This is a genomic window from Paractinoplanes tereljensis (genome assembly GCF_016862435.1).
Lineage (GTDB): Bacteria > Actinomycetota > Actinomycetes > Mycobacteriales > Micromonosporaceae > Actinoplanes > Actinoplanes tereljensis.
In genome coordinates this window covers 103,117-125,853 of the sequence record NZ_BOMY01000042.1, presented here as the reverse complement: position 1 = coordinate 125,853, position 22,737 = coordinate 103,117, and the positions used below count along the sequence as shown (strand labels likewise).

Annotated in this window: 20 protein-coding genes; 12 read left to right on the top strand and 8 right to left on the bottom strand. The window is 70.8% G+C overall.

Going from position 1 to position 22,737, the window contains the following annotated elements; translation table 11 throughout:
* Window positions 1-18: 18 nt before the first annotated feature.
* Entirely contained in the window at window positions 19-435 is a 417-nt protein-coding gene (locus tag Ate02nite_RS32925; RefSeq protein ID WP_203811774.1) for a DeoR/GlpR family DNA-binding transcription regulator, read from the bottom strand.
* A 607-nt stretch (window positions 436-1,042) separates the two neighbouring features.
* On the opposite strand from Ate02nite_RS32925, the gene Ate02nite_RS32920 reads away from it, so the two are divergent.
* The 9 genes from Ate02nite_RS32920 to Ate02nite_RS32880 are packed head-to-tail and all read left to right on the top strand — an operon-like array spanning window position 1,043 to window position 11,735.
* The gene (locus tag Ate02nite_RS32920) at window positions 1,043-3,157 is read left to right on the top strand and encodes an Agd3-related carbohydrate-binding protein (protein ID WP_203811773.1); all 2,115 of its coding nucleotides are present in this window, start codon (window positions 1,043-1,045) and stop codon (window positions 3,155-3,157) included.
* Window positions 3,158-3,184: 27 nt separating this feature from the next.
* Window positions 3,185-4,666: a GT4 family glycosyltransferase PelF gene (gene pelF, locus Ate02nite_RS32915; RefSeq protein ID WP_203811772.1), complete on the top strand. Its 1,482-nt coding sequence runs from the start codon at window positions 3,185-3,187 to the stop codon at window positions 4,664-4,666.
* Window positions 4,663-6,147: a hypothetical protein gene (locus Ate02nite_RS32910; protein ID WP_203811771.1), complete on the top strand. Its 1,485-nt coding sequence runs from the start codon at window positions 4,663-4,665 to the stop codon at window positions 6,145-6,147. Before pelF ends, Ate02nite_RS32910 begins: the two co-directional genes overlap by 4 nt.
* Before the next feature lie 28 nt (window positions 6,148-6,175).
* The gene (locus tag Ate02nite_RS32905) at window positions 6,176-6,904 is read left to right on the top strand and encodes a sugar phosphate nucleotidyltransferase (RefSeq protein ID WP_203811770.1); all 729 of its coding nucleotides are present in this window, start codon (window positions 6,176-6,178) and stop codon (window positions 6,902-6,904) included.
* Complete coding sequence (locus Ate02nite_RS32900; RefSeq protein WP_203811769.1) at window positions 6,901-7,779, top strand: NAD-dependent epimerase/dehydratase family protein; 879 nt, start codon at window positions 6,901-6,903, stop codon at window positions 7,777-7,779. Before Ate02nite_RS32905 ends, Ate02nite_RS32900 begins: the two co-directional genes overlap by 4 nt.
* A complete protein-coding gene (locus tag Ate02nite_RS32895) occupies window positions 7,776-8,768 on the top strand; it encodes a glycoside hydrolase family 191 protein (RefSeq protein ID WP_239147883.1) in 993 nt (330 codons plus the stop codon). Before Ate02nite_RS32900 ends, Ate02nite_RS32895 begins: the two co-directional genes overlap by 4 nt.
* A 26-nt stretch (window positions 8,769-8,794) precedes the next feature.
* Window positions 8,795-10,093, top strand: coding sequence for a nucleotide sugar dehydrogenase (locus Ate02nite_RS32890; protein ID WP_203811768.1), 1,299 nt, complete (start codon window positions 8,795-8,797; stop codon window positions 10,091-10,093).
* On the top strand, window positions 10,090-11,046 hold the full coding sequence (locus tag Ate02nite_RS32885) for an NAD-dependent epimerase/dehydratase family protein (RefSeq protein WP_203811767.1): 957 nt from the start codon (window positions 10,090-10,092) through the stop codon (window positions 11,044-11,046). Before Ate02nite_RS32890 ends, Ate02nite_RS32885 begins: the two co-directional genes overlap by 4 nt.
* Window positions 11,043-11,735: an endo alpha-1,4 polygalactosaminidase gene (locus Ate02nite_RS32880; RefSeq protein ID WP_239147882.1), complete on the top strand. Its 693-nt coding sequence runs from the start codon at window positions 11,043-11,045 to the stop codon at window positions 11,733-11,735. The genes Ate02nite_RS32885 and Ate02nite_RS32880 overlap by 4 nt, the downstream gene beginning before the upstream one ends.
* Here Ate02nite_RS32880 and Ate02nite_RS32875 read toward each other — a convergent pair.
* From Ate02nite_RS32875 to Ate02nite_RS32850, 6 genes are read right to left on the bottom strand one after another with little or no spacing between them, the layout of a single operon-like run.
* Entirely contained in the window at window positions 11,732-13,345 is a 1,614-nt protein-coding gene (locus Ate02nite_RS32875; protein WP_203811766.1) for a dipeptide ABC transporter ATP-binding protein, read from the bottom strand. The genes Ate02nite_RS32880 and Ate02nite_RS32875 overlap by 4 nt on opposite strands.
* Window positions 13,342-14,232 (bottom strand): ABC transporter permease, encoded by an 891-nt coding sequence (locus Ate02nite_RS32870; protein ID WP_203811765.1) that lies wholly within the window; start codon window positions 14,230-14,232, stop codon window positions 13,342-13,344. The genes Ate02nite_RS32875 and Ate02nite_RS32870 overlap by 4 nt, the downstream gene beginning before the upstream one ends.
* Window positions 14,229-15,209, bottom strand: coding sequence for an ABC transporter permease (locus Ate02nite_RS32865; RefSeq protein WP_203811764.1), 981 nt, complete (start codon window positions 15,207-15,209; stop codon window positions 14,229-14,231). Before Ate02nite_RS32865 ends, Ate02nite_RS32870 begins: the two co-directional genes overlap by 4 nt.
* A 60-nt stretch (window positions 15,210-15,269) precedes the next feature.
* Window positions 15,270-16,901 (bottom strand): ABC transporter substrate-binding protein, encoded by a 1,632-nt coding sequence (locus Ate02nite_RS32860; RefSeq protein ID WP_203811763.1) that lies wholly within the window; start codon window positions 16,899-16,901, stop codon window positions 15,270-15,272.
* Window positions 16,902-16,916: 15 nt separating this feature from the next.
* The gene (locus tag Ate02nite_RS32855) at window positions 16,917-18,056 is read right to left on the bottom strand and encodes an acyl-CoA dehydrogenase family protein (protein WP_203811762.1); all 1,140 of its coding nucleotides are present in this window, start codon (window positions 18,054-18,056) and stop codon (window positions 16,917-16,919) included.
* Window positions 18,053-19,177 (bottom strand): LLM class flavin-dependent oxidoreductase, encoded by a 1,125-nt coding sequence (locus Ate02nite_RS32850; protein WP_203811761.1) that lies wholly within the window; start codon window positions 19,175-19,177, stop codon window positions 18,053-18,055. Before Ate02nite_RS32850 ends, Ate02nite_RS32855 begins: the two co-directional genes overlap by 4 nt.
* Before the next feature lie 285 nt (window positions 19,178-19,462).
* On the opposite strand from Ate02nite_RS32850, the gene Ate02nite_RS32845 reads away from it, so the two are divergent.
* From Ate02nite_RS32845 to Ate02nite_RS32835, 3 genes are read left to right on the top strand one after another with little or no spacing between them, the layout of a single operon-like run.
* On the top strand, window positions 19,463-19,948 hold the full coding sequence (locus Ate02nite_RS32845; protein ID WP_203811760.1) for a flavin reductase family protein: 486 nt from the start codon (window positions 19,463-19,465) through the stop codon (window positions 19,946-19,948).
* A gap of 29 nt (window positions 19,949-19,977) precedes the next feature.
* A complete protein-coding gene (locus Ate02nite_RS32840) occupies window positions 19,978-20,316 on the top strand; it encodes an ArsR/SmtB family transcription factor (protein WP_203811759.1) in 339 nt (112 codons plus the stop codon).
* Window positions 20,313-21,974, top strand: coding sequence for a SulP family inorganic anion transporter (locus Ate02nite_RS32835; protein ID WP_203811758.1), 1,662 nt, complete (start codon window positions 20,313-20,315; stop codon window positions 21,972-21,974). The genes Ate02nite_RS32840 and Ate02nite_RS32835 overlap by 4 nt, the downstream gene beginning before the upstream one ends.
* On the opposite strand, the gene Ate02nite_RS32830 is transcribed toward Ate02nite_RS32835, so the two are convergent.
* On the bottom strand, window positions 21,971-22,534 hold the full coding sequence (locus Ate02nite_RS32830) for an HD domain-containing protein (protein ID WP_203811757.1): 564 nt from the start codon (window positions 22,532-22,534) through the stop codon (window positions 21,971-21,973). The genes Ate02nite_RS32835 and Ate02nite_RS32830 overlap by 4 nt on opposite strands.
* Between the last annotated feature and the right edge of the window lie 203 nt (window positions 22,535-22,737).

Genomic DNA, 22,737 nt, shown 5'->3' with positions numbered 1-22,737 from the left:
GCCATGCCGGGCGCGAGCTCACGCCCAGTGCAGGGCGGCGATCGGCAGCGACGGGGTGATCACCGTGAAGTGCTCACTCTCCGGCAGGTGCTGGGCGATCAGCTGGGTGGTGAAGCCCTCGTCGATGAACACGTTCTGGGCCGCGCCCAGGTGCGAGATCGCGGCGGTCGCGATCCGCATCTTCTCCTCGACGTTGCTGTCGACCCGGGCCGAGAGCTCGCTTTCGTAGGCGCCGCTCTCGACCGGATAGGCGACCCCGTAACTGCGTCGCAGCAAACCCTGGCTTTCCAGCTTGCGCAGATCCCGCCGCAGGGTTTCCCGGGAGATTCCGACCTCCTCGGCAATTGCCGAGACGTCGAGCCGGCCGTCGGTTCGCAACCGCTGCAGCAGATCGTGGCGGCGGTTGTACGAAGCGGTGGCGAGATTCTCGGCCATGTCGTGAGGCTACGTGATCTCGAATGGCTTACCGCGGTAAGCGCTGAAGATCACTTGCGGCCCCGGCTCGCCGCCCGGCGGTCCCGGCGCGGCCGATATCCACGCCTGCAAATACCCGTGGGTAATTTGCAGTGGGTGGCTGCGGGCGGCCCGGTGCGGATTTCCGGCGGGTAACGCGACGGGCGGTGCGGGGTGGCCGGAAATGCGCGGCAGGCCGCCGGTTTCGCGCATCATCCGGGCGGGATGATGGGCCGGGCGTCTCATCACCATCCATCTAGGACGGTTTCCCGAGCTGCGTTGATCCACGCAGATGCCTAGAATCCGGACATTGGTCGACCAATGTGGACGATCGCCCGCAGCTGGCCGTTGCAGTGACGCTAGTGAATGTGAACGGCGTATTACCGAGGCGGCCGCAAACTCGCTAGTCGGGCCGGAGATCACTGCCTCGTAATATGGTCCGCTATCACTGTGATCAATGCGTGTCAATTGAATGCGTGGTCAACCTGGAGACATTAGCGAGGGCGGATCAGAACCTTAAGTTTTGCTTAGACTCGCCGTCGGCCAGCTTTTCAAAGATCCCTCCGTCCTCAGCCGTGGAGGTTGCCTGATGGCTCCTGCTCGTCCCGCGCGCCGCCGAGCGGTACGCACCATCCTCGCCGCTTTCGCCACCGGCGCCCTCGTTGCCGCCCTGCCGGTACCCGCGAACGCCCAGCCCGGACCGCGTGTCGCCGCCCCGCCGCAGGTGCCCGGCCAGGGCGCGGTGGCCGCGCCGAAGGTGACCGCACCCGCCCCGCTGCCACGCCGTACCGGGAAGGTCGCGGTCACCGCGGCCAAGACCGCGGCGCTGGCCGGCGCCAACGACCGCGTCGCCCTGCGGGCGTTGATCGTGGCCACCAACACCGACGACTTCGGGGTGGCCACCTGGAAGGCGACCCTGGACCGGCTCGGCGCCGGTTACGACGTCCTCTACGACGCCACCACCACGATCACCACCGACACCCTGGTGCGCGCCGACGGCACCGGGAAGTACAACGCGATCCTGCTGACCAACAGCATGCAGGTGTACGCCTCCGGCAGCACGTACCTCAACGGGCTGGACAGCGCGGAGTGGAACATCCTCTGGGCCTACGAACGCAACTTCGGGGTCCGGCAGGCCGCGCTCTACACCAGTTACGGCACCTGGCCCGAGGATTACTGCCTGCGCTCGGCCGGTGAGGTGTCGGTGGGTGACACCCCGCTGAACGTGTCGCTGACCACGGCCGGCGCCGGCGTGTTCGACTACCTCAAGCCGGCCGCCACCATCGGGCTGCAGCAGTCGTACGTCTACAAGACCAGCATCGCCTCCGGCTGCGCGGCCGACGCCACGCTGACCGACGGCACCAACGTGCTCGGCGTGCGGACCACGTCCACCGACGGGCGCGAGCGGCTCGCGCTGACCTTCACCTCGAACCAGTACCTGTTGCAGTCCGACCTGCTGGTCTACGGCCTCATCCGGTGGGCCACCAAGGGCCTCTACCTGGGCGAGCAGCGGCACTACCTGGGCGTCGACGTCGACGACTGGTTCAACACCGCCGACCACTACTACCCGGACGGCCACGTCGAGTACGACCCGGGCTGGCAGGTCACCGCGCACGACGCGGTAAACCTCGACAACGAGCAGATCGCCTTGCGTACGGCCTACCCGCAGGCCGCCGGCTTCACCTTCAACCTGGCCTACAACGGCGCCGACATCGACCCGTTCGCCGGCAACACGTGCAGCCCGAACGGCGGCGCCACCGAGCTCACCGCCACCACCAAGTGCCTCGCCTCGCACTTCCGGTGGGTCAACCACACGCTCAACCACCCCGAGCTGAACTTCACCGACTACAACACCACGTACGGCGAGATCGCCACCAACCGCAGCGCGGGTCAGGCGATCGGGCTCACCCCGGCCGACGACGTGCTCAAGACGCCGGAGTACTCGGGTCTGGGCGTCTACACCGACGACCCGAACGACGACACCGGCGTGCCGGTCGACCACGGCCTGGCCGGCTCGAACCCCAACCTGCTGCAGGCGGCCAAGGACCTCGGCGTGAAATACCTGCAGGGCAACATGTCGTTCGCCAGCCAGGTGCCGGCCCACTTCAACGGCAACCTGGTGCACCCGCTGGAGCCGAGCCTGTCGGTGGTGCCGGGCTGGCCGACCAACATCGCCTACTTCGTCACCACGCCGGACGAGGAGACCGCGTTCTACAACTCCTTCTACGGCCCGAACGGCCGGTTCCCGTACTGGCCGACCAACCGCACGTACGCCCAGATCGTCGACTACGAGGCCGGCATCGGGCTGCAGCACGTGGTGCAGGGCTCGATCGGCACGCACACCTTCCACATCGCCAACACCAACGACTACGGCTCGGGCAACACCCTGCTCAGCGACTGGACGGAGGCGGTGGTGAGCAAGTACGCGGCGTACTACTCGGCCCCGCTGCTCAACCTGCCGCCGTCCGAGGTGGGTGCCTACACCGCCGAGCGCAACGCGCACTTCGCCCAGCTCGGCGCGGGTGTGGACGCGGTGTACGACCGCTCGGCCGGCACGGTCACGGTGACCTCGCCGCTGGCCGGGACGGTGGAGATCGGCGGCGTCCAGACGGCGACCTCCCGCACGTACGGCAATGACGTCACCGCGCCCGTCGCCCTCGCGGCGAGTACGGCCGTCACGCTGACCGCGGCTCCGCGGGCCTGACCCGGCGACGGGGCGAAGGCGGATCCCGTGCGCGTAGCACTGGTGTCGGAGGGGACCTACCCGTACGCGATGGGCGGTGTGAGCATCTGGTGTGAGCAGCTCATCCGCGGTATTCCCGACTATCGCTGGCAGGTCGTCGCCCTCACCGTGGACGGCGCCGAGAAACCCGTCTTCGCCCCGCCGGCCAATCTGGACGGCATCCACTCGATCCCGCTCTGGGGCGGTCGCGGCCGCCCCGGACTGGGGGCCGGCCGCCCCGGCGCGGCCTTCGCCGAGTCCTACCAGATCTTCCTGCAGGCCCTGATCACCCCGCTCGACGCCGGTGGCTCCGAGCAGGCGGCCACCAACCGCAACCTGTTCCTGCTGTCGCTGCGCGGCCTCTACGAGTACGCGGCGTCGGGCGGCGACCTGAGCGCGGCGCTGCTGTCCAACCAGGCGGTGGCGATGACCCTGGACGCGTGGCGGGACCTGCGCGTCGACCAGAACGGGCCGGCCCCCACGGTGGCCGACGCGATCCAGGCGGGCTGGCTGATCGAGCACATGCTCCGGCCGCTGAGCGCGCCGGTGGTCGAGGCCGACATCGTGCACTGCTCGATGAACGGCCTGTCCACGCTGCCGGCGATGACCGCGAAGTGGCGGCACGGCACCCCGCTGGTGATGAGCGAGCACGGCATCTACCTGCGCGAGCGCTACATCGCCTACCTGACCGACGACGCCTCGCACGCGGTTCGGGTGCTGGCCCTGAGCTTCTTCCGGTCGCTGGCCGGGGCCGCCTACCTGATCACCGACGTGCTCGCGCCGCACTCCGCCTACAACCGCCGCTGGCAGCTGCACAACGGCGCCGACCCGGAGCGGATGTGGACCATGTACAACGGGGTGGAGCCGGCCGACTTCCCGGCCGCCACCTCCGAGCCGGACGTGCCGACCATCGCGTTCATGGGCCGGGTCGACCCGCTCAAGGACCTGCACACGCTGATCCGGGCGTTCGCCGAGGTGCGGCGGCAGATCCCGGCCGCCCGGCTGCGTATCTTCGGCGGCACCCCGGCGGTCAACCGGCTCTACCACGAGTCGTGCGAGAAGCTCATCGGCGATCTCGGGCTGACCGGCGCGGCGGTGCTGGAGGGCCGGATCGGCAACGCCGTCGACGCCTACCACGCGGGCAGCATCGTCGCGCTCACCAGCATCTCCGAGGGCTTCCCGTACACCGTGGTGGAGGCCATGGCGTGCGGGCGGCCGACGGTCTGCACCAACGTCGGCGGCGTCTCCGAGGCGGTCGGGGACACCGGGATCGTGGTGGCGCCCCGCGACCACGCCGCGGTGGCCGAGGCCTGCGTGCGGCTGCTGAAAGACGACGAGCTGCGGCACCGGCTCGGCGCGGCCGCCCGGGCCCGGGTCCTCGAACATTTCACGCTCAGCCAGTCGCTGCAGATGTACCGCAACGTCTACGAGGGCCTGGCCACCCCGCTGGAGCAGTCCGAGCCGGCCCGCCACCTGCGCGGTGCCGCATGACCGTACGCCTGAGACCGGCCGTTCAGGCCACCGCGCCGCCCACCCAGGGCCCGCCGATTCAGGGCCCGCCCACCCATGACGTGGTGCTTCCCCGGGTCTCCACCGACCCGCTCGACGAGTTGGTCGACCGGATCCGCCCCACGGTGGCCCGGGCGGTCGACGCCCTGCAGGTGGCGGCCGCGCTCGAGGCGGACGGCTGCACCGACCGCATCGCCCGGGTCGAGTACGGCTTCTCCGACGTGTTCATGCTGGCCGCCGAGGTCTTCCAGCGGCTGGGCCCGCCGGCCGAGGCAATTGCCGAACCGGAGGAGGACGGGGGCACCTGGCGCGGGAGCCTGCGGCTGATCGCCCACGGGCCGCTCTACATGCTGCCGGCCGCCGTCTTCCCGGCGGTGCTCGGCGTGCTCGGGCACCGCTCGGTGGTGCTGGCCCTGGTAGTGGCGGGCGGCGTCGGCTGGATGGCCGCGGGCACCGTGGCGTACGCCGCCTATCAGCTGCTCGGCGCGGGCCGGCCGGGGGCCGCCGCCCGCCTGCTGCGCCTCGCCGCGCTGCTCGCTCCCGCGCTGGGCGCGGCCGTCGGGACGGCGGTGATGGTGGTGGCCGGCGGTGGCTGGGGCCTGGCCGTGCTGGCCGCCGGTCAGCTGACCTACCAGCTGGCCGCCACCGTGCTGATGTTCTACCGCCGGGAGGGGATCCAGGCGCTGATCATGGCGCCCGCGGTCCTGGCCGGCGGCGCCTTCCTGGTGACCGGCCCCGCGCTGCGGCCGATCGGGCTGCTCACCGCGGTGGCCGGCCTCCTCGGCTGCTATGCCGTCGCGCTGCGGGCGACGCGCGGGCACGGCGCCGACGGTGAGCCGGCCACCCGCCCGTCGCGGGAGGGCCTGGCCGGGGTCACCGCCTACGGCCTGTGCTCGGCGGCGCTGCTGCTGCACGCCGAGGCACCCTACCTGCTGACCCGGCTCGACGTGGCGGTGGCGGTGGCGCCGCTGATGCTCGCGATGGGCTTCGTCGAGTGGCGCGCCGAGCGGTTCCGCGGCGCGGCGATCCGGCTCACCCGGAACAGCTTCACCCCGGCCGACTTCGGCCGCCGGATGTGGGCCCTGGTGGGCCGGGAGACCGTCGGCTGCCTCGCGGCGACCGCGCTGCTGGGCCTGGCGCTGCTGGCCGTACTGGCCGGCGCCGGTGAGCTGAGCGGGCCGGCCGCCCTGATGACCGCCGCGCACGTCGTCCTCGGCGGCGCCTACTACTCCGCGTTCCTGCTGGCCGGGTTCGAGCGGTTCGGCCGGCTCTGCCTGTCCATCGCCGCCGCCCTGGCGGTGCACGTCGGCGTCGGCGCCGGGCTCGGCGCCGCACCACTGTTCGGCCGGTCGGCCGCTCCGCTGACCGATACGGCGCTCTACCTCGGCAGCACCGTTCTGCTGCTGGGGCTGTTCCTGCTGGGCCTGGCGCCGATCCTCGGCCAGGTCCGGCACTACCGGTAGATCACGACCTTGGGGAGGCAGATCTGCTATGCACGCGGTCATTCTCGCCGGCGGCAAAGGCGTACGGCTCCGGCCGTACACCACCACGCTGCCCAAGCCGCTCATGCCCATCGGCGACAAGCACGCGATCCTGGAGATCGTCCTGGATCAGCTCGCCGCGTGCGGGTTCACCTCGGTGACCCTGGCGATCAACCATCTCGGCCCGCTGATAAAGGCGTTCGTGGGCGACGGCTCACGGTGGAACCTGCGGGTGGACTACGTCGAGGAGGATCGTCCGCTCTCGACGGTCGGGCCGCTGTTCGGGCTCAAGGACGTACTGCCGGACGAGTTCCTGGTGATGAACGGTGACGTGCTCACCGATCTGAACTACGCCGACCTGTTGAACCAGCACGCGCTGGCCGGCAGCGGGCTGACCGTGGCGATCGCCGAGCGCACCCACCGGGTGGAGTTCGGCGTGCTGGACGTGGAGGCGTCGCACATCGTTGGCTTCCGGGAGAAGCCCGACCTGCGCTACCAGGTCAGCATGGGCGTGTACGGGATGTCCCGCCGCACCCTCGCGCCCTACCCGGCCGGCCGCGCGTTCGGGTTCGACCAGCTCGTTCTCGACCTGCTGGCCCGCGGCGAGAACCCGGCGACCTACCCGTTCACCGGCTTCTGGCTCGACATCGGCCGGCCGGAGGACTACGACGAGGCCAACCGCACCTTCGCCGAGATCGGGCCGCGCCTGCTGCACCTGCGCGAAGGCGAGCCGGTATGACCCGGGTCCTTCTCTTCGGGTCGTCCGGGTTCATCGGCAGCCGGGTGCGGTCGGTGCTGGCCGGGGTGGGTGAGATGGTCTGCCCGGGCCGGGACCAGCACGACCTGATCGGCGGGGACGTGGCCGGCCTGACCGCGCTGATCCGGGAGGCCGCCCCGGATGTCGTGGTGAGTTGCGTCGGCGCCCTGGTCGGCACCGACGAGGAGCTGGTGCGGGCCAACACCCTGGTGGCCGCCAAGCTGATCGAGGCGGTCAGCGCGGCCGCGCCGGCCGCCCGGCTGGTGCGGCTCGGGTCGGCCGGGGAGTACGGCGTGGTCCCGCACGGCCGGTCGGTGGCCGAGGACCACCGCACCGAACCGGTCGGCGCGTACGGGGTCAGCCATCTCGCCGGCACCCGGCTGTTCACGCTGGCCGCCGAGGCGGGCCGGGTCGACGCGGTCACCGTGCGGGTGTTCAACCCGATCGGGGCCGGCCAGCCCGCCGAGAACGTGCTGGGACGCGCGGCCCGGCGGCTGCGGGAAGCCCTGGAGACCGGCGCGCCGGAGATCACCCTGGGTCCGCTCGGCGCCTACCGGGACTTCGTCGACGTCCGGGACATCGCCGAGCTGCTGCGGCTCATCGTGCTGGCCCCGAGCGTGCCCGGCCGGGTCTACAACGCCGGCAGCGGGCGGGCGGTCACCGTGCGGGAGGCGGTCGGCGCGCTCGCGGCCCAGGCCGGCTGGACCGGCACGATCCGGGAGATCGGCGCCGGCCCGGTGCGGTCGGCCGCGGTGGACTGGATCCAGGCCGATATCCGCCGGGCCACGGTCGAGCTGGGCTGGGCACCGGAGTACGAACTGAGCTCGTCGATCAAGAACATCTGGGCGGCCGGATGAGCCGTACGGCCTGGATGAGCGCCGCGGTCGCGGTGATCGTGGCGTTCACCGCCGCGGTCGCCGTCACCGTGGCCCGCACCGGCTCGTCCCCGCCGTCCACCGCCTCGTCCCGGCCACCGGCACCGACAAAGCCAGCATCGACAACGCCGGCATCGACGGAGCCGTCGCCGGCGAAAAGCGGGCCACATGACCTTCGCTCCTGGGCCTACCAACTGCAGGACTACCCCGGTGGGCGGCTCGATCGGCTGGCCGCCGGGCCCTACCAACTGATCGTGATCGACCTGGCCCGGGACGCCGACGCGGACTGGTTCACCGCGGCCGAGATCGCCCGGGTCCGCGCCACCGGCAAGTTGGTGCTGGCCTACTTCGAGATCGGCAGCATCGAGGACTTCCGCCCGGAGTACCGCAAGCTGCCCCGCGACCTGATCGCCAACGAGTGGGCGGACTGGCCGGGGGAGTACTTCGTGCACTACTGGGACGAGCGCTGGTGGTCCACGGTGGTGAAGTCGCGCGTGGACCAGGCGCTGCGGGCCGGCTTCGACGGCGTCTACCTGGACACCCCGCTCGCCTACGAGGAGATCGACCTGGCCCGGGCTCAGGGCCGGGACCGGGAAAAGCTGGCCCGCGAGATGTCCGCCCTCATCGCGCGGATCAGCGCGTACGCCAAGGGTCGTCGTCCTGGGTTTTTGATTGTTCCGCAGAATTCGCCCGAGCTGCGGCACCAGCCCGGATATGCCGGCGCGATCGACGGCATCGGCGTGGAGGAGCTGTTCTTCGAGGCCACCGACCAGCGCTGCGTGCAGGACTACTGCGCCGAGAACCTGGCCGACACCCGGGCGCTGCGCGACGCCGGCAAATTCGTGCTCGGCGTCGACTACGCCACCCGGCCCGCCGACGTGCGAGCCGCCTGCGCCCGGTATCGGGCCGAGAACTTCGCCGGCACGGTCACCGTGCTGGATCTGGACCGCACCAGCCCGCCGTGTCCGTGACGCGGCGAGAACAGAAGGGAAGCACCATGCCCAGTACGATCGGGGTCGTCGGGCTCGGCTATGTCGGGCTCACCCTGACCGCCGCGCTGGCCGACAAGGGTTTCGTCGTGCACGGCGCCGACGTGCAGCGTTCCGTGCTCGACATCCTGTCCCAGGGCCGCTCGCACATCTTCGAGCCGGGCGTCGAGGAGATCTTCGCGAGGCACATCGGCACCGGCATCCACGTCGCCGACGAGCTGCCTCGCGACACCGTGGACGTCGCCGTCATCTGCGTCTCGACGCCGGTCGACGAGGCCACCCACCGGCCCAACCTGGCCAACCTGGCGGCCGCGGCGCGGGCCGTCGCCGCCACCTGCCGGCCGGGCACGCTGGTCGTGGTGCGCAGCACGGTGCCGGTCGGCACGACCCGCCGGGTGGTGCTGCCGGAGCTGCGGGCGGCCTGGGGGGACGACGTCCGCCTCGTGATGGCGCCCGAGCGCACCATCCAGGGCCAGGCGCTGCGCGAGCTGGTCGAGCTGCCGCAGGTGGTGGGCGGCCTGGACGAGGCCAGCCTGCGCGGCGGCGTGGAGTTCTTCGGTGGGCTCGCGCAGACCGTCGTCGAGGTGTCCGGGCTGGAGACGGCCGAGCTGGTGAAGCTGTCCAACAACTGCCACACCGACCTGATCTACTCGTTCGGCAACGAGATCGCGCTGATCGCCGAACAGCACGGGCTCGACCCGCTCGAGGTGATCCGGGTGGCGAACGTCGACTACCCGCGCCCCGACCTGTCCAAGCCCGGCTACGTCGGCGGCGGGTGCCTGTCCAAGGACCCGTACATCATGCTGGAGAGCGCCGGCGACTACCGGCCGTACCTGGTGGGCCGGGCCCGGGAGCTCAACGAGTTCCTGCCGGTGCACGTGGCCGAGCTGGTGGTGCGGTTGCTGGGCGAGGCCCGCGGCGAGACCCGGGGAGCCCGGCTCGCGGTGCTCGGCTGGGCGTACAAGGGATGGCCGCCCACCGACGACATGCGCGGCACGCCGATCGCCGCGATGATGCCGATCTTCTCGGCCGCCGGGATCACCGTGACCGGCCACGACCCGATGGTCACCGACGACATCATCCGGCAGTACGGCGGCGAGCCGATCAGCCTGGACAAGGCGTTCACCGACAGCGACGCGGTCCTGGTGATCAACGACCACCCGGACTACCGGGCCATCGAGGTCGCCGACATGCTCCGGCCCGGGGAGGGCCGACCCGCGCTGATCTACGACTCGTGGCGGATCCTCGACGGCGCGGCCGTGACCGGCGCCGGCGTCCGCTACGCGGGACTGGGGTACCTGCCGTGAGGGCGCTGCTGCTCGGCGGCGCCGGGTTCATCGGCCTGCACCTGGCCCGCCGGCTGGTCGCGGACGGCTTCGAGGTCACCGTCGTGGACGACTTCTCCCGCGGCCGTCAGGACGCCGACCTGGCCGCCCTGCAGGTCAAGGTGATCTCGGCCGATCTCACCGACCCGGTCACCTACACCGCCCTGCCGCACGGCTGGGACCAGATCTACCTGCTCGCCGCGGTCGTCGGGGTGCGCAACGTGGAGCAGGACCCGGCCCGGGTGGTGCGGGTCAACACCCTGGTGGCCATGCACACGCTCGACTGGATCGCGCCCGGCGAGCGGATCTTCTTCGCCTCCACCAGCGAGGTGTACGCCGGTGGCGTCGACGCCGGCGTGGTGCCGGTGCCCACCCCCGAGGCCATCCCCACGATGATCTCGGACATCACCGCACCCCGGTTCGCGTACGCGGTCAGCAAGCTGCTCGGCGAGGCCGCGTTCCTGCACACCGCCCGCGCCCGCGGCTTCGAGGCCGTGGTCGGGCGCTTCCACAACGTCTACGGCCCGCGGATGGGCGCCGACCACGTCATCCCGGAGATGTCGCTGCGCGCCTTCGCCGGCGAGGACCCGTTCCGGGTGCCCGGTGCTGACCAGTTCCGGGCGTTCTGCCACGTCGACGACGCGGTGGAGGCGATGGTGCGGCTGATGGCGACGCCGGAGGCGGCCGACCGGATCGTGCACATCGGCAACGACCGGGAGGAGACCAACATCGAGGACCTGGCCCGGCTGGTCCTGCGGGTGGCGGGCTCGTCCGCGACCATCGAGGCGTCGCCCGCACCGGCCGGCTCGGTGCACCGCCGCTGCCCCGACCTGAGCCGGTTGCGCGACCTGACCGGTTACGAGCCGAAGGTGTCCCTCGAGGACGGCGTGCGCACCACGTACGCCTGGTACGCCGAGCACGGGAGGCCGTCGTGACCGAGACCCCGATCTGCTTCTACTACGGCAACGGGCGGCTGGTCGACCTGGCCAAGTATCCCCGGGTCGTGCTCCAGCCCGACTTCTACTCCGGCGCCGAGCTGAAGTATCTGGCCGAGAACAAGGTGGAGACCCTCGCGTACCTGTCGTTGTCGGAGGATCAGGGCCCGCCGGCCGGATGGCAGCGGCAGGAGAAGAACCCCGACTGGGGTGGTTCGTTCGTGCACGTCGGCGATCCGCAGTGGGTGGAGCACGTGGTCGGTCAGGCCCGCGACGCCCGGGCGGCCGGCTTCGACGGCCTGTTCCTGGACACCCTCAACGTGGAGCTGACCTTCCCCGAGGACGTGCCGCACCTGCTGACCCTGGTGGCCGCGCTGCGGGCCGAGGCCGGCGACGGGTACGTGCTGGCCAACCGCGGCTTCGGCATGCTGCCCCGGCTGGCCGAACTGGTCGACGGCGTGGTCTTCGAGTCGTTCTCGGCCCGCTGGACCGACGAGGGCTACGCGTCGTGGCCCCCGGACGTACTCGAGTTCCACGCGAAGATCGCCGAACAGCTCCTGCACCTGGAACTGGACCTGTACGCCCTGGACTACGCCGACACCCCGGGCCTGACCGACTTCGCCATCCGCCGGGCCCGGCAGTTCGGCATGCACTGCGTAGTGAGCGACCGAGCCCTCTCCAAGGTCTAGACGGCGTCGGCGACCCTGCGCCCGGGAATGGCGTCGATCAGTTCCTGGGTGTAGGGGCTCTGCGGGTTGGTGAAGACCTCGGCCACCGGGCCCTGTTCGACTACCTTGCCGTGGCTCATTACCGAGACGGTGTGCGCCAGCTCGGCGACCACGCCGAGGTCGTGCGAGACGAACAGGTAGGACAGGCCGAGGGCCGCCTGCAGGTCGGCGAGCAGCTGCAGGATCTGCTCCTGGACCAGCACGTCCAGGGCGGACACCGGCTCGTCCAGCATGATCAGGTCGGGGCGCAGGGCCAGCGCGCGGGCGATCGCGACCCGCTGCCGCTGGCCGCCGGACAGCTCGCTGGGCAGCCGGTCCAGGTAGGAGGCGGGCAGGGCGACCTGGTCGAGCAGCTCGCGGGCCCGCTCCAGGCGGCTCTTGCGGTTGCCGATCCGGAAACTCACCAGCGGCTCGGTGATGGACTGGCCGATGGTGAACTTCGGGTCCAGGGTGGCGAACGGGTCCTGATGCACGAGCTGGGCCTTGCGGCGCAGCGGTCGCAACCGGTTCCACGAGCGGCCGACGATCTCGTCGCCGTCCAGCTTGACCGAGCCGCTGGTGGCGGTCTCCAGGCCGAGCGCGATGCGCAGCGTGGTGGTCTTGCCACAGCCGGACTCGCCGACCAGCGCGTGCGTCTGGCCGCGCGGCACGGTGACGCTGACCTTGTCCAGGGCGTTGAAGCCGCGCGCGCCGCGCCGCAGGTCGCTGACCGCGAACGTCTTGCTGACGTCGGTGAGCTCCAGGATCGGCTCGGGTTTTTCCTGTCCACGGACGTCGAACCGCGGAACCACCCGGCCGGCGTGCGCGAGTCGCGGGGCCGCGGCGATCAGCTGCCGGGTGTAGCGCTCGCGTGGGGTGCCCAGGATGGCCGCGGGATCGCCCTGCTCAACCTTGCGGCCGTTCTGCATGACGATGATCCGGTCGGCCCGGTCCGCCGCCACGGCCAGGTCGTGCGTGATGATCAGCAGCGAGATGCCCTGCTCCCGGACGAGACCGCCGAGGTGGTCGAGGATCCGCTTCTGCACGGTCACGTCCAGGGCACTGGTCGGCTCGTCGGCGATGATCAGCTTGGGCTTGCCGGCCAGGGCGATCGCGATGAGCACGCGCTGCCGCAGCCCGCCGGAGAGCTCGTGCGGGTACTGCCGCGCGCGCAGTTCGGGGTCGGGCACGCCGGCCTCGGCCAGGTGCTCGAAGACCTCCTCCGGGGCCCCGCCGCGCAACCGGACCGCCTCGGCGATCTGGGCGCCGACCCGCTTGGTCGGGTTCAAGCCCACCATCGGGTCCTGCGGGATGAGCCCGACCACCGAGCCGCGCAGCCGGCGCAGAGTGCGCTCGCTCGCCCCGGCGGTCTCGACCCCGTCCACCACGGCCGAGCCGGCGGTGATCCGCCCGTTGGCCGGCAGCAGCCCGATGATCGCGTTCGCGGTGGTGGTCTTGCCCGAGCCGGACTCGCCGACGATCGCGACGACCTCGGCCGGCGCCACGGCCAGGTCGAGACCGATGACGGCCGGCTGCACCTTCCGGTGCCGGACATAGCCGACGTCCAGGCCCTTGATGTCGACGAGGCTCATCGGGTCAGCTCCTGCAGGGTCTTGGAGATGTGGTTGAGTCCGAGCACGAGCAGCGCCACGTACAGGCCGGGCAGCAGGCTCAGCCACCAGGCGGTGACCAGGTAGTTGCGGCCGTCGGCGATCAGGGTTCCCCACTCGGCGGCGGGCGGGGCGGCACCGAAGCCGAGGAAGCTCAGCGACGCGATCGCGATGATCGCCACCCCGGCGTCGAGCACGGCCAGCACCGCGACCGGACCCCACGAGTTGGGCAGAATGTGCCGCAGCAGCACCCGTCCCCAGGACGCACCCCCGGCGCGAGCGGCCTCGACGTACGGCAGCGTTTTGACCCTGAGCACTTCGGCCCGGGTGGTCCGGGCGAAGCCCGGGACGATGGCCACCCCGACGGCCACCGCGACCGGCACGGTGCCGTAACCGAGGGCGGTGACGATCGACAGCGCGAGCAGCAGGCCGGGGATGGCCAGCAGCACGTCGATGCCGCGCATCAGGACCGCGTCGACCACGCCGCCGAAGAAGCCGGAGACGATGCCCAGCCCGAGCCCGGCGACCAGCGCGATCACCAGGGCGATCAGGGTGGCCTTGATGGTCAGCGGGGAGCCGTAGAGCACCCGGGTCCACAGGTCACGGCCGTAGATGTCGGTGCCGAACAGATGCGCCGCGCCGGGCCCCTGCGCGGCCAGCTCGGGATGCGTCTCGTACGGGTCCTGCGCGGTGAACAGCTTGGGCCAGAAGGCCGAGACGATCACGAACAGCACGTAGAGGGAGGCCAGCAGGAACACCGGCTTGCGGGCCAGCTGCACGAGGTTGGCGGCCAGGTTGGCGCGGCGCCCGCCGGGTTCGTCGGCCGGCAGCGCGTCCTCGACGATTACGTCGGCAACAGCTGTGCTCATGTCGCGGTCACCACTTCCGGTGCGGGGCGGACCCGGCCACGGGTGTGCGAGATCCTCGGATCGAGCAGGGGATACAAAAGATCAACAACCAGATTGACGAGTACGAACATGGCCGCCGCCACGGTCACCACGGCCAGCACCACCGGCACGTCCTGGGACAGCACCGACTCCTGGGCGAGCTTGCCGACACCCTCCCGGGTGAACACCGTCTCGACCACGATCGAGCTGGTCACGGTGAGGCCGACAAGCACGCCGAGGATGGTCATGGCGGGCAGCGCGGCGTTGCGGAACGCGTGTTTCAGATGGACCGCCGACCGCGACAGGCCCTTGGCCCGCGCAGTCGCGATGTAGGGCTGGCTCAGCGTCTCGTCAAAGCTTTTGATCAAAACCTGGGCGAGTACGGACGAGGTGAGCACGCTGATCGTGACGACCGGCATCACCAGCGACTGCGCGCCCTCGTTGCCGGTGGCCGGGAACCAGCCGAGCTGGAACGAGAAGAACTGGATGAGGAACAGCGCCACGAAGAACTGCGGGAAGGACGCACCCAGGGCCGGCAGCCGGGTCAGGAACACCCGCAGCGGGTTCCACCGGGCGAAGGTGGCCAGGTAAGCGAGCGTTGCGCCGGCCACCAGCGACAGCAGCGCCGCGGAGACGCTGAGCGTGAGAGTCCCGCCGATCCGGGCGGTGAGCAGGTCGCTGACCGGCACCTGCTGGCTCAGCGAGGTGCCGAAATCGCCGTGCAGGACCCCGGTCAGGTGATGCCAGTACTGGGCCCAGATGGACTGGTCGAGGCCGAACCGCTGTTTCATCGCGGCGAGCTGGTCCGGCGTCAGGCTGTCCTCCTGGACTCCGGCCGCGGCCAGCTGCAGCTCCATCGGGTCGCTCGGCAGCAGGTAGAGGATGGCGAAGGTCAGCGTGAACGCCGCCCACAGGACGGCGACCGCCTGGACGATCCGACCCACGATGTACCGGGTCACGGGAGTGGCCTCTCTGTACGGGTGGTGCCCCGCCCGGACTCGGGCGGGGCACCCCGGCGATCAGTCCTTGGTGACGTCGTTGAGCTTGAGGAAGCTCTCCGAGGTGAACGCGAATCCGTGCACCTTGCTGGAGACGCCGACCTTCTGCACCCGCTCGGCGAGCGGGAAGGTGAGGCCCTCGTCGATCAGGTAGTCCTGCAGCTCGCCGTACGCCTTCTCGGATTGCGCGGCGTCGGTGGTCTCCAAGGCCTTCTTGAAGAGGGCCTGGATCTGCGCGGTCTGCGCGGGGGCCGCGGCCTGGGTGGCGAGCGCCTTCGAGTTGGCCACCTCGGGGTTGATGATGAACTGCAGCGCGCCCGGGTCGGCCCGGGTGAAGTACGTCGAGGTGATGTCGTAGGCGCCCTCTTTGAGGTACGTCGCCGACTGCGCGGTGGTGAGCTGGGTCAGCTTCAGCTCGATGCCGACCTTCTTGAGCTGCGCCTGCAGCAGCTCGGCGCCGGAATTGAAGGTGGTGAGCGGGTAGTTGATGGTCAGCTTGGCGCCGTTCTTGGCCCGGATGCCGTCCGCCCCGAGGGCCCAGCCGGCCGCGTCGAGGAGCTTGCCGGCGCCGTCCGGGTCGTAGGCCAGCTTGGCCGCCTCCGACTTGAAGTACGGCGTGGTCGAGTTGTACGGGCCCTGCACCGCCGGGTAGTTCGCGCCGAACAGCGTCGTCGCGTACGTCTTGCCGTCGATCGCCTTGTAGAGGGCCTTGCGGATCGCCGGGTCGGCCAGCGGGTGCCCGGCGCTGGTGTTGGCGAACAGGGTCAGCGAGACCCCGGGCAGCGACCGGGCCTCGACCTTGTCGCCGGACTTGGTGATCAGCTGCTCGTCCTGCGGGCTGAACGGGTTACGCGGCCAGGCGATGTCGGTGGCCCCGCTGATCAGGTTGCCGGTCCGGACGCTGTCCTCGGCGACGTAGTTGAAGATCACCTTGGCCAGCTTGGCCTCGCCGGTGTTGGTCGACAGCGACGAGCCCCAGGTGTAACCGGCCCGCTTGGTCAGGACCGTCTCCACCTTGGCGGTGTAGTGGTCGAGCACGAACAGGCCCGAGCCGACCACGCCCTTGCCGGTGCACCGGTCGGCCGGGCTGAGCGCGAACTCGGCCGGGTCGGTGATGGCCAGGTTGGTGGTCGAGGTGGCCTGCAGGAACGAGGAGTTCGGCTTGCTCAGGTGGAAGACCACGGTGGTCGGGTCGGTCACCGTCGCGCCGGTCAGGCCCTGGACGTACGAGGAACCGAACGCGGCGCCGTTGGTGGCCTTGACCGTGGCGATCCAGCCGGTGGCGTTGTCGGCGACCGCCTGGGCGTCCAGCTTCTTGCCGTTGGCGAAGGTCACGTCGTCGCGCAGCTTGAACGTGTAGCTCAGGCCGTCCGGGCTGATCTCCCAGCTCTTGGCCAGCCACGGCACGATCTTGCCGCTCTGCGGGTCCTGGTCGGTGAGCGAGTCGGCATAGTTGCGAATGATCGAGCGGCTCTCGATCCAGTACACCTGGAACGGGTCGATGCAGGAGAACGTCGGGTTGTCCGGCCAGAACGACACCTTCAGCGTGCCGCCGGCCTTGGCCGCGTCGTCGCCGGAGTCGCCGTTGCCACCGCAGGCGGCCAGGGACAGCAGGGCGGCGGCCGCGACGGCCACTATCGGTTTGAAGCGCATATCGGGGTTCCTTCGCTATCGGGGGGTCAGAACACGTCGGCCGCCGGCCAGCAGGACGGCGTCCTCCTGAGGCGGGTGTACGCGGATGCAGAGGGCGTCCCGCAGGTGCCGTTCCAGCGGGTTGTGCCGGGTCAGGCCGGGGTTGCCGAGGGCGGCCACGGCGGTCTGGGTGGCGGCGATGACCGAGCGGGCGATGGCCACCTTGACGGCGGACAGCTCGGGGAGGAACGCGGTGTCGCCGGACTCGAGGCGCAGCAGTGCGCCGTGCAGCAACGTCTCGGCCTGCACGATCTGCAGGTCGATCTCGCCGGCCACCGCCTGGATGCGCTCGGTCTCGGCGATCGGCTTACCCAGCGCCGACGGCACCCGGCTGCGGGCGAACGCGGCGAACGCCGAGCGGGCCGCCCGGGCCACCCCGACGTACAGCGCCGGGTGCCCGAAGCTGCCCGGACCGGCCATCGCGGCCGGGTCCCGGTAGACGCCGTCCGGGCCGCGCGGGATCTCGACGAACGCGTCGGCCGGCAGCTTCACGTCCTCGTAGATCACGTCGTGCGTGTTGGAGGCGCGGAGTCCCAGGTGATCCCAGGTGTCCACCCAGGTGATGCCGGGCAGGTCGGCCGGCACGATCACGTGGCCTACCCGCTCGTCAGCCACCGCCCACACCACGTGGTAGGCCAGGCCGGTGCCGCCGGTGGCGTACGCCTTGCGGCCATTGAGCACCCAGCCGTCGGCGGTCCGGGTAACAGTGGTCTTGGGCAGCCCGCCGCGCGCCGGGGCACCCAGCTCGGGTTCCGCCCGGATCGCGTTGACCAGCGCCGGGCCGTTCTTCGACCGCGCCAGCAGGTCGTCGTAGTAGGCCGCCGGCCAGTGCGGCCGGGCGGCCTGCCCGGCGTGCGACATCAGCGAGTTCGAGGCGAGCAGACCGACCGAGGCGTCACCTTCGCCGATGGCGGTGAGGATCCGCACGACGTCGCGCGGGCCCACGCCGGGCCCGCCGTACTGCTTGCCGACCGTCGCGGTCAGCAGGCCGGCCTCGTGCGCGACGTGCAGGCCCTTCCAGGGCAGGTCGCCGGACCGGTCGTACTCGGCCGCGGTCGACGCGATCTCGGCGGTGACCTCGGCCAGGGCGCCGGGGGAGAGGTCTGGGGTGGTCATCGCAGCGCTCCCAGGTGCTCGTCCTGCAGGGCGCCGCGCTGGCCGGTGGCCTCGCGGTGGGCGAGTTCCTGGCGGACCAGCGGGAGGATGTAGCGGCCGTAGTCGATCAGGTCGTTGAGGTTGTCGTAGCCGCGGATGGACACCAGCTCGGCGCCGAGGTCGACGTAGTCGAGGATCGCCGCGGCCACCGTCTCCGGGGTGCCGACCAGGGCGGTCGAGGCGCCGGCCGCTCCCGTGGCAGTTGCGGTGGGCGTCCACAGTGCCCGGTCGTGCACGTCCTGGCGGGCGGCGATCTCCAGCAGTCGCTGCGAGCCGACGTTCTGCGGGTTGCTGCCGCCCAGGTTCCCGCGCCACCAGCCCACCCCGCTGCCCAGCACGTCCAGGATGCGGTGCGCCTTCTCCCAGGCCAGCTCCTCGGTGGGGGCGATGATCGGGCGGAACGTCACCCAGATCCGCGGACGGTCGGTGCGCCCGGCCGCCTCCGCCTCGGCGTTCACCGCGTTGATCTGGTTGGTGGTGTCGGCGAGCGGCTCACCCCAGAGCCCGAAGATGTCGCCCTTGGCCCCGCCGACCCGGTAGGCGTCGGCCGACGAGCCACCGACCGACACCGGGATGGTGCCGTGGGTGGGCCGGACCAGGCTGACGAAGTTCTCGAACTTGTAGAACTCGCCCTCGTGGTCGAACGGCTCGGTGTTCTGCCAGACCTTGCGAACGATGTCGATGTACTCGGCGGTCCGCGCGTACCGCTGCTCCTTGGTCAAAAAATCGCCCTCGCGGGCCTGTTCGGCGTCGCTGCCGCCGGAGATGAAGTGGACCACCGCGCGCCCGCCGCCGAACTGGTCGAGCGTGGCGAGGGCCTTGCCCGCGACCGTGGGGTAGATCGTGTTCGGCCGCAGCGCGACGATCGGCGTGACCCGCTCGCTGCGCGCGACGATCTGGTTGGCGATCGCGAACTGGTCCTGGAACGCCGAGCCATAGGCGCAGAGGGTGTAGTCGAAGCCGGCATCCTCCAGCGCGTTCACATAGCGGGTGAAGAACGGCACGTCGATGTCGGTGCGGCCGAGCCGGTTGAGCTCGTTGGCCGGGTTGACGTTGACGGCGCTGATGAACTCGACGGTCATGATGGGCCTTCCATACTCCTATAGAGCCTATCAATTTAGTAGGTTATTGGGCCTCGGGTCCAGATCGGTTTCGTGATCGGCACCGATCACGAAGGCTTATCGATGCCTGTCCAGGCGGACCTTTTGTCCCCATCTCCTGTCGGCACGATAGGAAATCGCTGGGGCCATCCTGATCGGCTTGGCCCACCCGTGTCCAACGCCGATTCGTCATCGGTCCGATCGGAAATCGCTATCGATCAAAAGCCGACTAAACCCATAGGGTTTAGGTATTGGAAGGAGGCGGCCATGTCCCTCGCGATCGACGGCCCCCTGTTCAAGGCGCTGCTGCGCCGGCACGCCGCGGCCGTGGTGGTGGTGACCGCCGCGGGCGACCCGCCGGCCGGTTTCACCGCGACGTCCTTCACCTCAGTGTCCCTGGACCCGCCCCTGGTCTCGTTCTGCCTGGCCGACGCCGCCTCAGCGGCCCGCGCGGTGGCCCGGGCCGGCACGGTGGCGGTGCACGTGCTGCACCAGGATCAGGAAAAGGTTGCGCGGACCTTCGCCACCAGCGGCATCGACCGCTTCGCCACGCACGGCGACTGGGTCCCCGGCCCGGACGGCGTCCCGCTGCTGGACGGCGTGCTGGCCCGCATCGTCTGCCGGGTGGCCCAGCGCGTCCAGGCCGGCGACCACACCATCGTGCTGGCCACCCCGATCGCCGGCGCGCTGCACGACGACCCGGGCGCGACCCCGCTGCTCTACCACGCCGGGGAGTACGGCCAGTTGACTTGAAGAATTCTTCAAGTGCTAAATTCTTCGACATGGGTGTACCCCTCCACCAGGCCAAGGCCGAGCTGTTCCGCACGCTCGGCCATCCCGTGCGTGTCCGGGTGCTGGAACTGCTCCAGGACGGTCCACGGGCGGTTCGTGACCTGCTCGCCGAGATCGACGTCGAACCGTCCAACCTGTCCCAGCAGCTCGCCGTGCTGCGCCGGGCCGGCCTGGTCGCCTCCAGCCGGGAGGGCGCCCTGGTCATCTACATGCTGAGCACCACCGATGTGGCCGATCTGCTGGCCGCCGGCCGGCGCATCCTCGCGTCCGTTCTCGACGACCGGGACGGCCTGCGGGAACAGCTCCGCCTCGAAGGCATCTCCCGGTGAGCCCATCGGCCACCCGCCTGCTCGAACTGCTGCCGCAGCGCTCCGACTGGACCGCGGCCCGCCGCTCGCCGCGGCGCGACATCCTGGCCGGCGTGACCGTCGCGATCGTGGCGTTGCCGCTGGCGCTGGCGTTCGGGGTCGCCTCGGGGATGGGCGCCCAGGCCGGTCTGATCACGGCCGTGGTGGCCGGTGCTCTCGCCGCGCTGTTCGGCGGATCGAACCTGCAGGTCTCCGGCCCGACCGGGGCGATGACCGTCGTGCTGCTCCCGATCGTGCACCGCTTCGGCGGACCGGGCGTACTGATGGTCGGTGTCCTGGCCGGTCTCCTGCTGATCGTCCTGGCCGTCGCCCGCCTCGGCCGCTACGTGCGGTACCTGCCGACCCCGGTCGTGGAGGGTTTCACCGCGGGGATCGCGGTGGTGATCGCTCTGCAGCAGGTGCCCGCGGCACTGGGCGTCGGCGACGCCCACGGTGACAAGGTGTGGGCCGTCGCCGGCGACGCGGTCGTCCGTTTCCTCCAGCAGCCGAACCCGGCCCCCGCCGTGATGGCCGTCGTGGTCGCCGGCGTGATCCTTCTCGGTGCCCGGTGGCGTCCGGCCCTGCCGTTCTCGCTGTTCATGGTCGCCGCCTGCACCCTGTTCGCCGAGCTGGTCCCGCTGCACCTGGCCCGCATCGGTGCCCTGCCCTCCGGGTTCCTGGCCCCGTCCTTGAGTTTCTGGGACTGGACCGCGGTGCCCGACCTGCTCACCGCCGCCCTGGCCGTCACCGCGCTCGCCGCCCTGGAAAGTCTTCTCTCGGCCACGGTCGCGGACGGTATGACCGTCAACGAACGCCACCACCCCGATCGGGAGCTGTTCGGTCAGGGCCTGGCCAACATCGTCACTCCGATCATGGGTGGCGTCCCCGCCACCGCGGCGATCGCACGCACCGCGGTGAACGTCCGGGCCGGCGCCCACTCGAAACTGGCCGCGCTGACCCACGCCGTCGTCCTGGCCGGAGTCGTCCTGGCCGCCGCACCGCTGGTCTCCCGGATCCCGCTCGCGGCGCTGGCCGGCGTCCTGATCGCCACCACCGTGCGGATGGTCGAGGCCGCGTCCGTCCTGGCGTTGCTGCGCGCCACCCGCCGCGACGCCGTCGTGCTGGTCCTGACGTTCGCCGTCACCGTCGTGTTCGACCTGGTCACCGCCGTGGCGCTGGGCCTCGGCGTGGCCGCGCTGCTCGCTCTGCGGGCGGTGGCCCGGTCGGTCCGGATCGAACAGGTTCCCCTGGAGACCGGTGACTTCAGCGCCGAGGAACAAGCCCTTCTCGCCCAGCACATCGTCGCGTACCGGCTCGACGGGCCACTCTTCTTCGCCGCCGCGCACGACTTCCTGATCCAGCTGACCGAGGTCGCCGACATCCGGGTCATCATCCTGCGGATGTCCCGGGTCTCCACCATCGACGCCACCGGAGCCCACATCCTCGGCGACGCCATCACCCGCCTGCGGCACCGGGGAATCACGGTTCTGCTGTCGGGCATCGACCCGCGCCACGAGAAGGTCATGACCACGGTCGCCGCCACCGCGTACCTGTACCAGACCGGGCTCGTCTTCCCCGACACCCCCACCGCCATCGACTACGCCCGTGACCTGCCGATCCGTTCGCAGGTACTGGCCTAGGTCAGTGGGTGGCCGAAGCGGGCCGCGAGGGCGGCCAGGTCGGGCTCGCCGTACTCGTCGACCATGCCCGCGAAGCGCGCCGCGTGCCCGTCGCCGAAGCGGCGGATCCGGGCGGTGAAGGTCGCGGCGGTCAGGAAGACCGGGGGGTCGGTTTTGCTGTGGAACTTGTCGGCGTACATGACCAGACGTTCTTCGGGGGTCTCGGCCAGATAATCGCCGGGCGGAAGTGGCAGTTGCTGCCGTTCGACGTCGTCGCGGGTCAGGCCCACACCGGTGTGGTGGCCGCAGAAACGGGCCACCTCCGCCGGGAATCCCCGCTCGCGCAGCAACTCCTCGCCGAGGATGCCGTGCCGGATGTAGGCCGCGCCGTTGAGCAGGTGCACGCCGACGTCGTGGGCCAGGCAGCCGGCGCGGACCAGGTCGGCGTCCACCGCGAGAAGGCGATCGCGGATGAGTTGCTCCGCGATCGCCCAGACGATCTCACAGTGGGTGTAGACCAGCTCGAACGTCGCGTCGTCCGCTGCCAGCTCCCGGTGCAGTGCCCGGATCCGCGTGATCATGCCCCCAGGATCTCAGTCGGAGTCGAGGCCGTGGCAGACCGTCTTCGTGCAGCCCTCGCCGAGGCCGTGGCAGGTCGGGCACCGGTCGAGCTGCTCGGTCGGGGCGGCGGTCGTGCGGTCGTTCATCGCGATCTCCCTACGTAGCTGCCGTACGGTGATCAGCTTTCCGGGTGCGAAGCACGCCGGGCAGGGCCTTCCGGCCC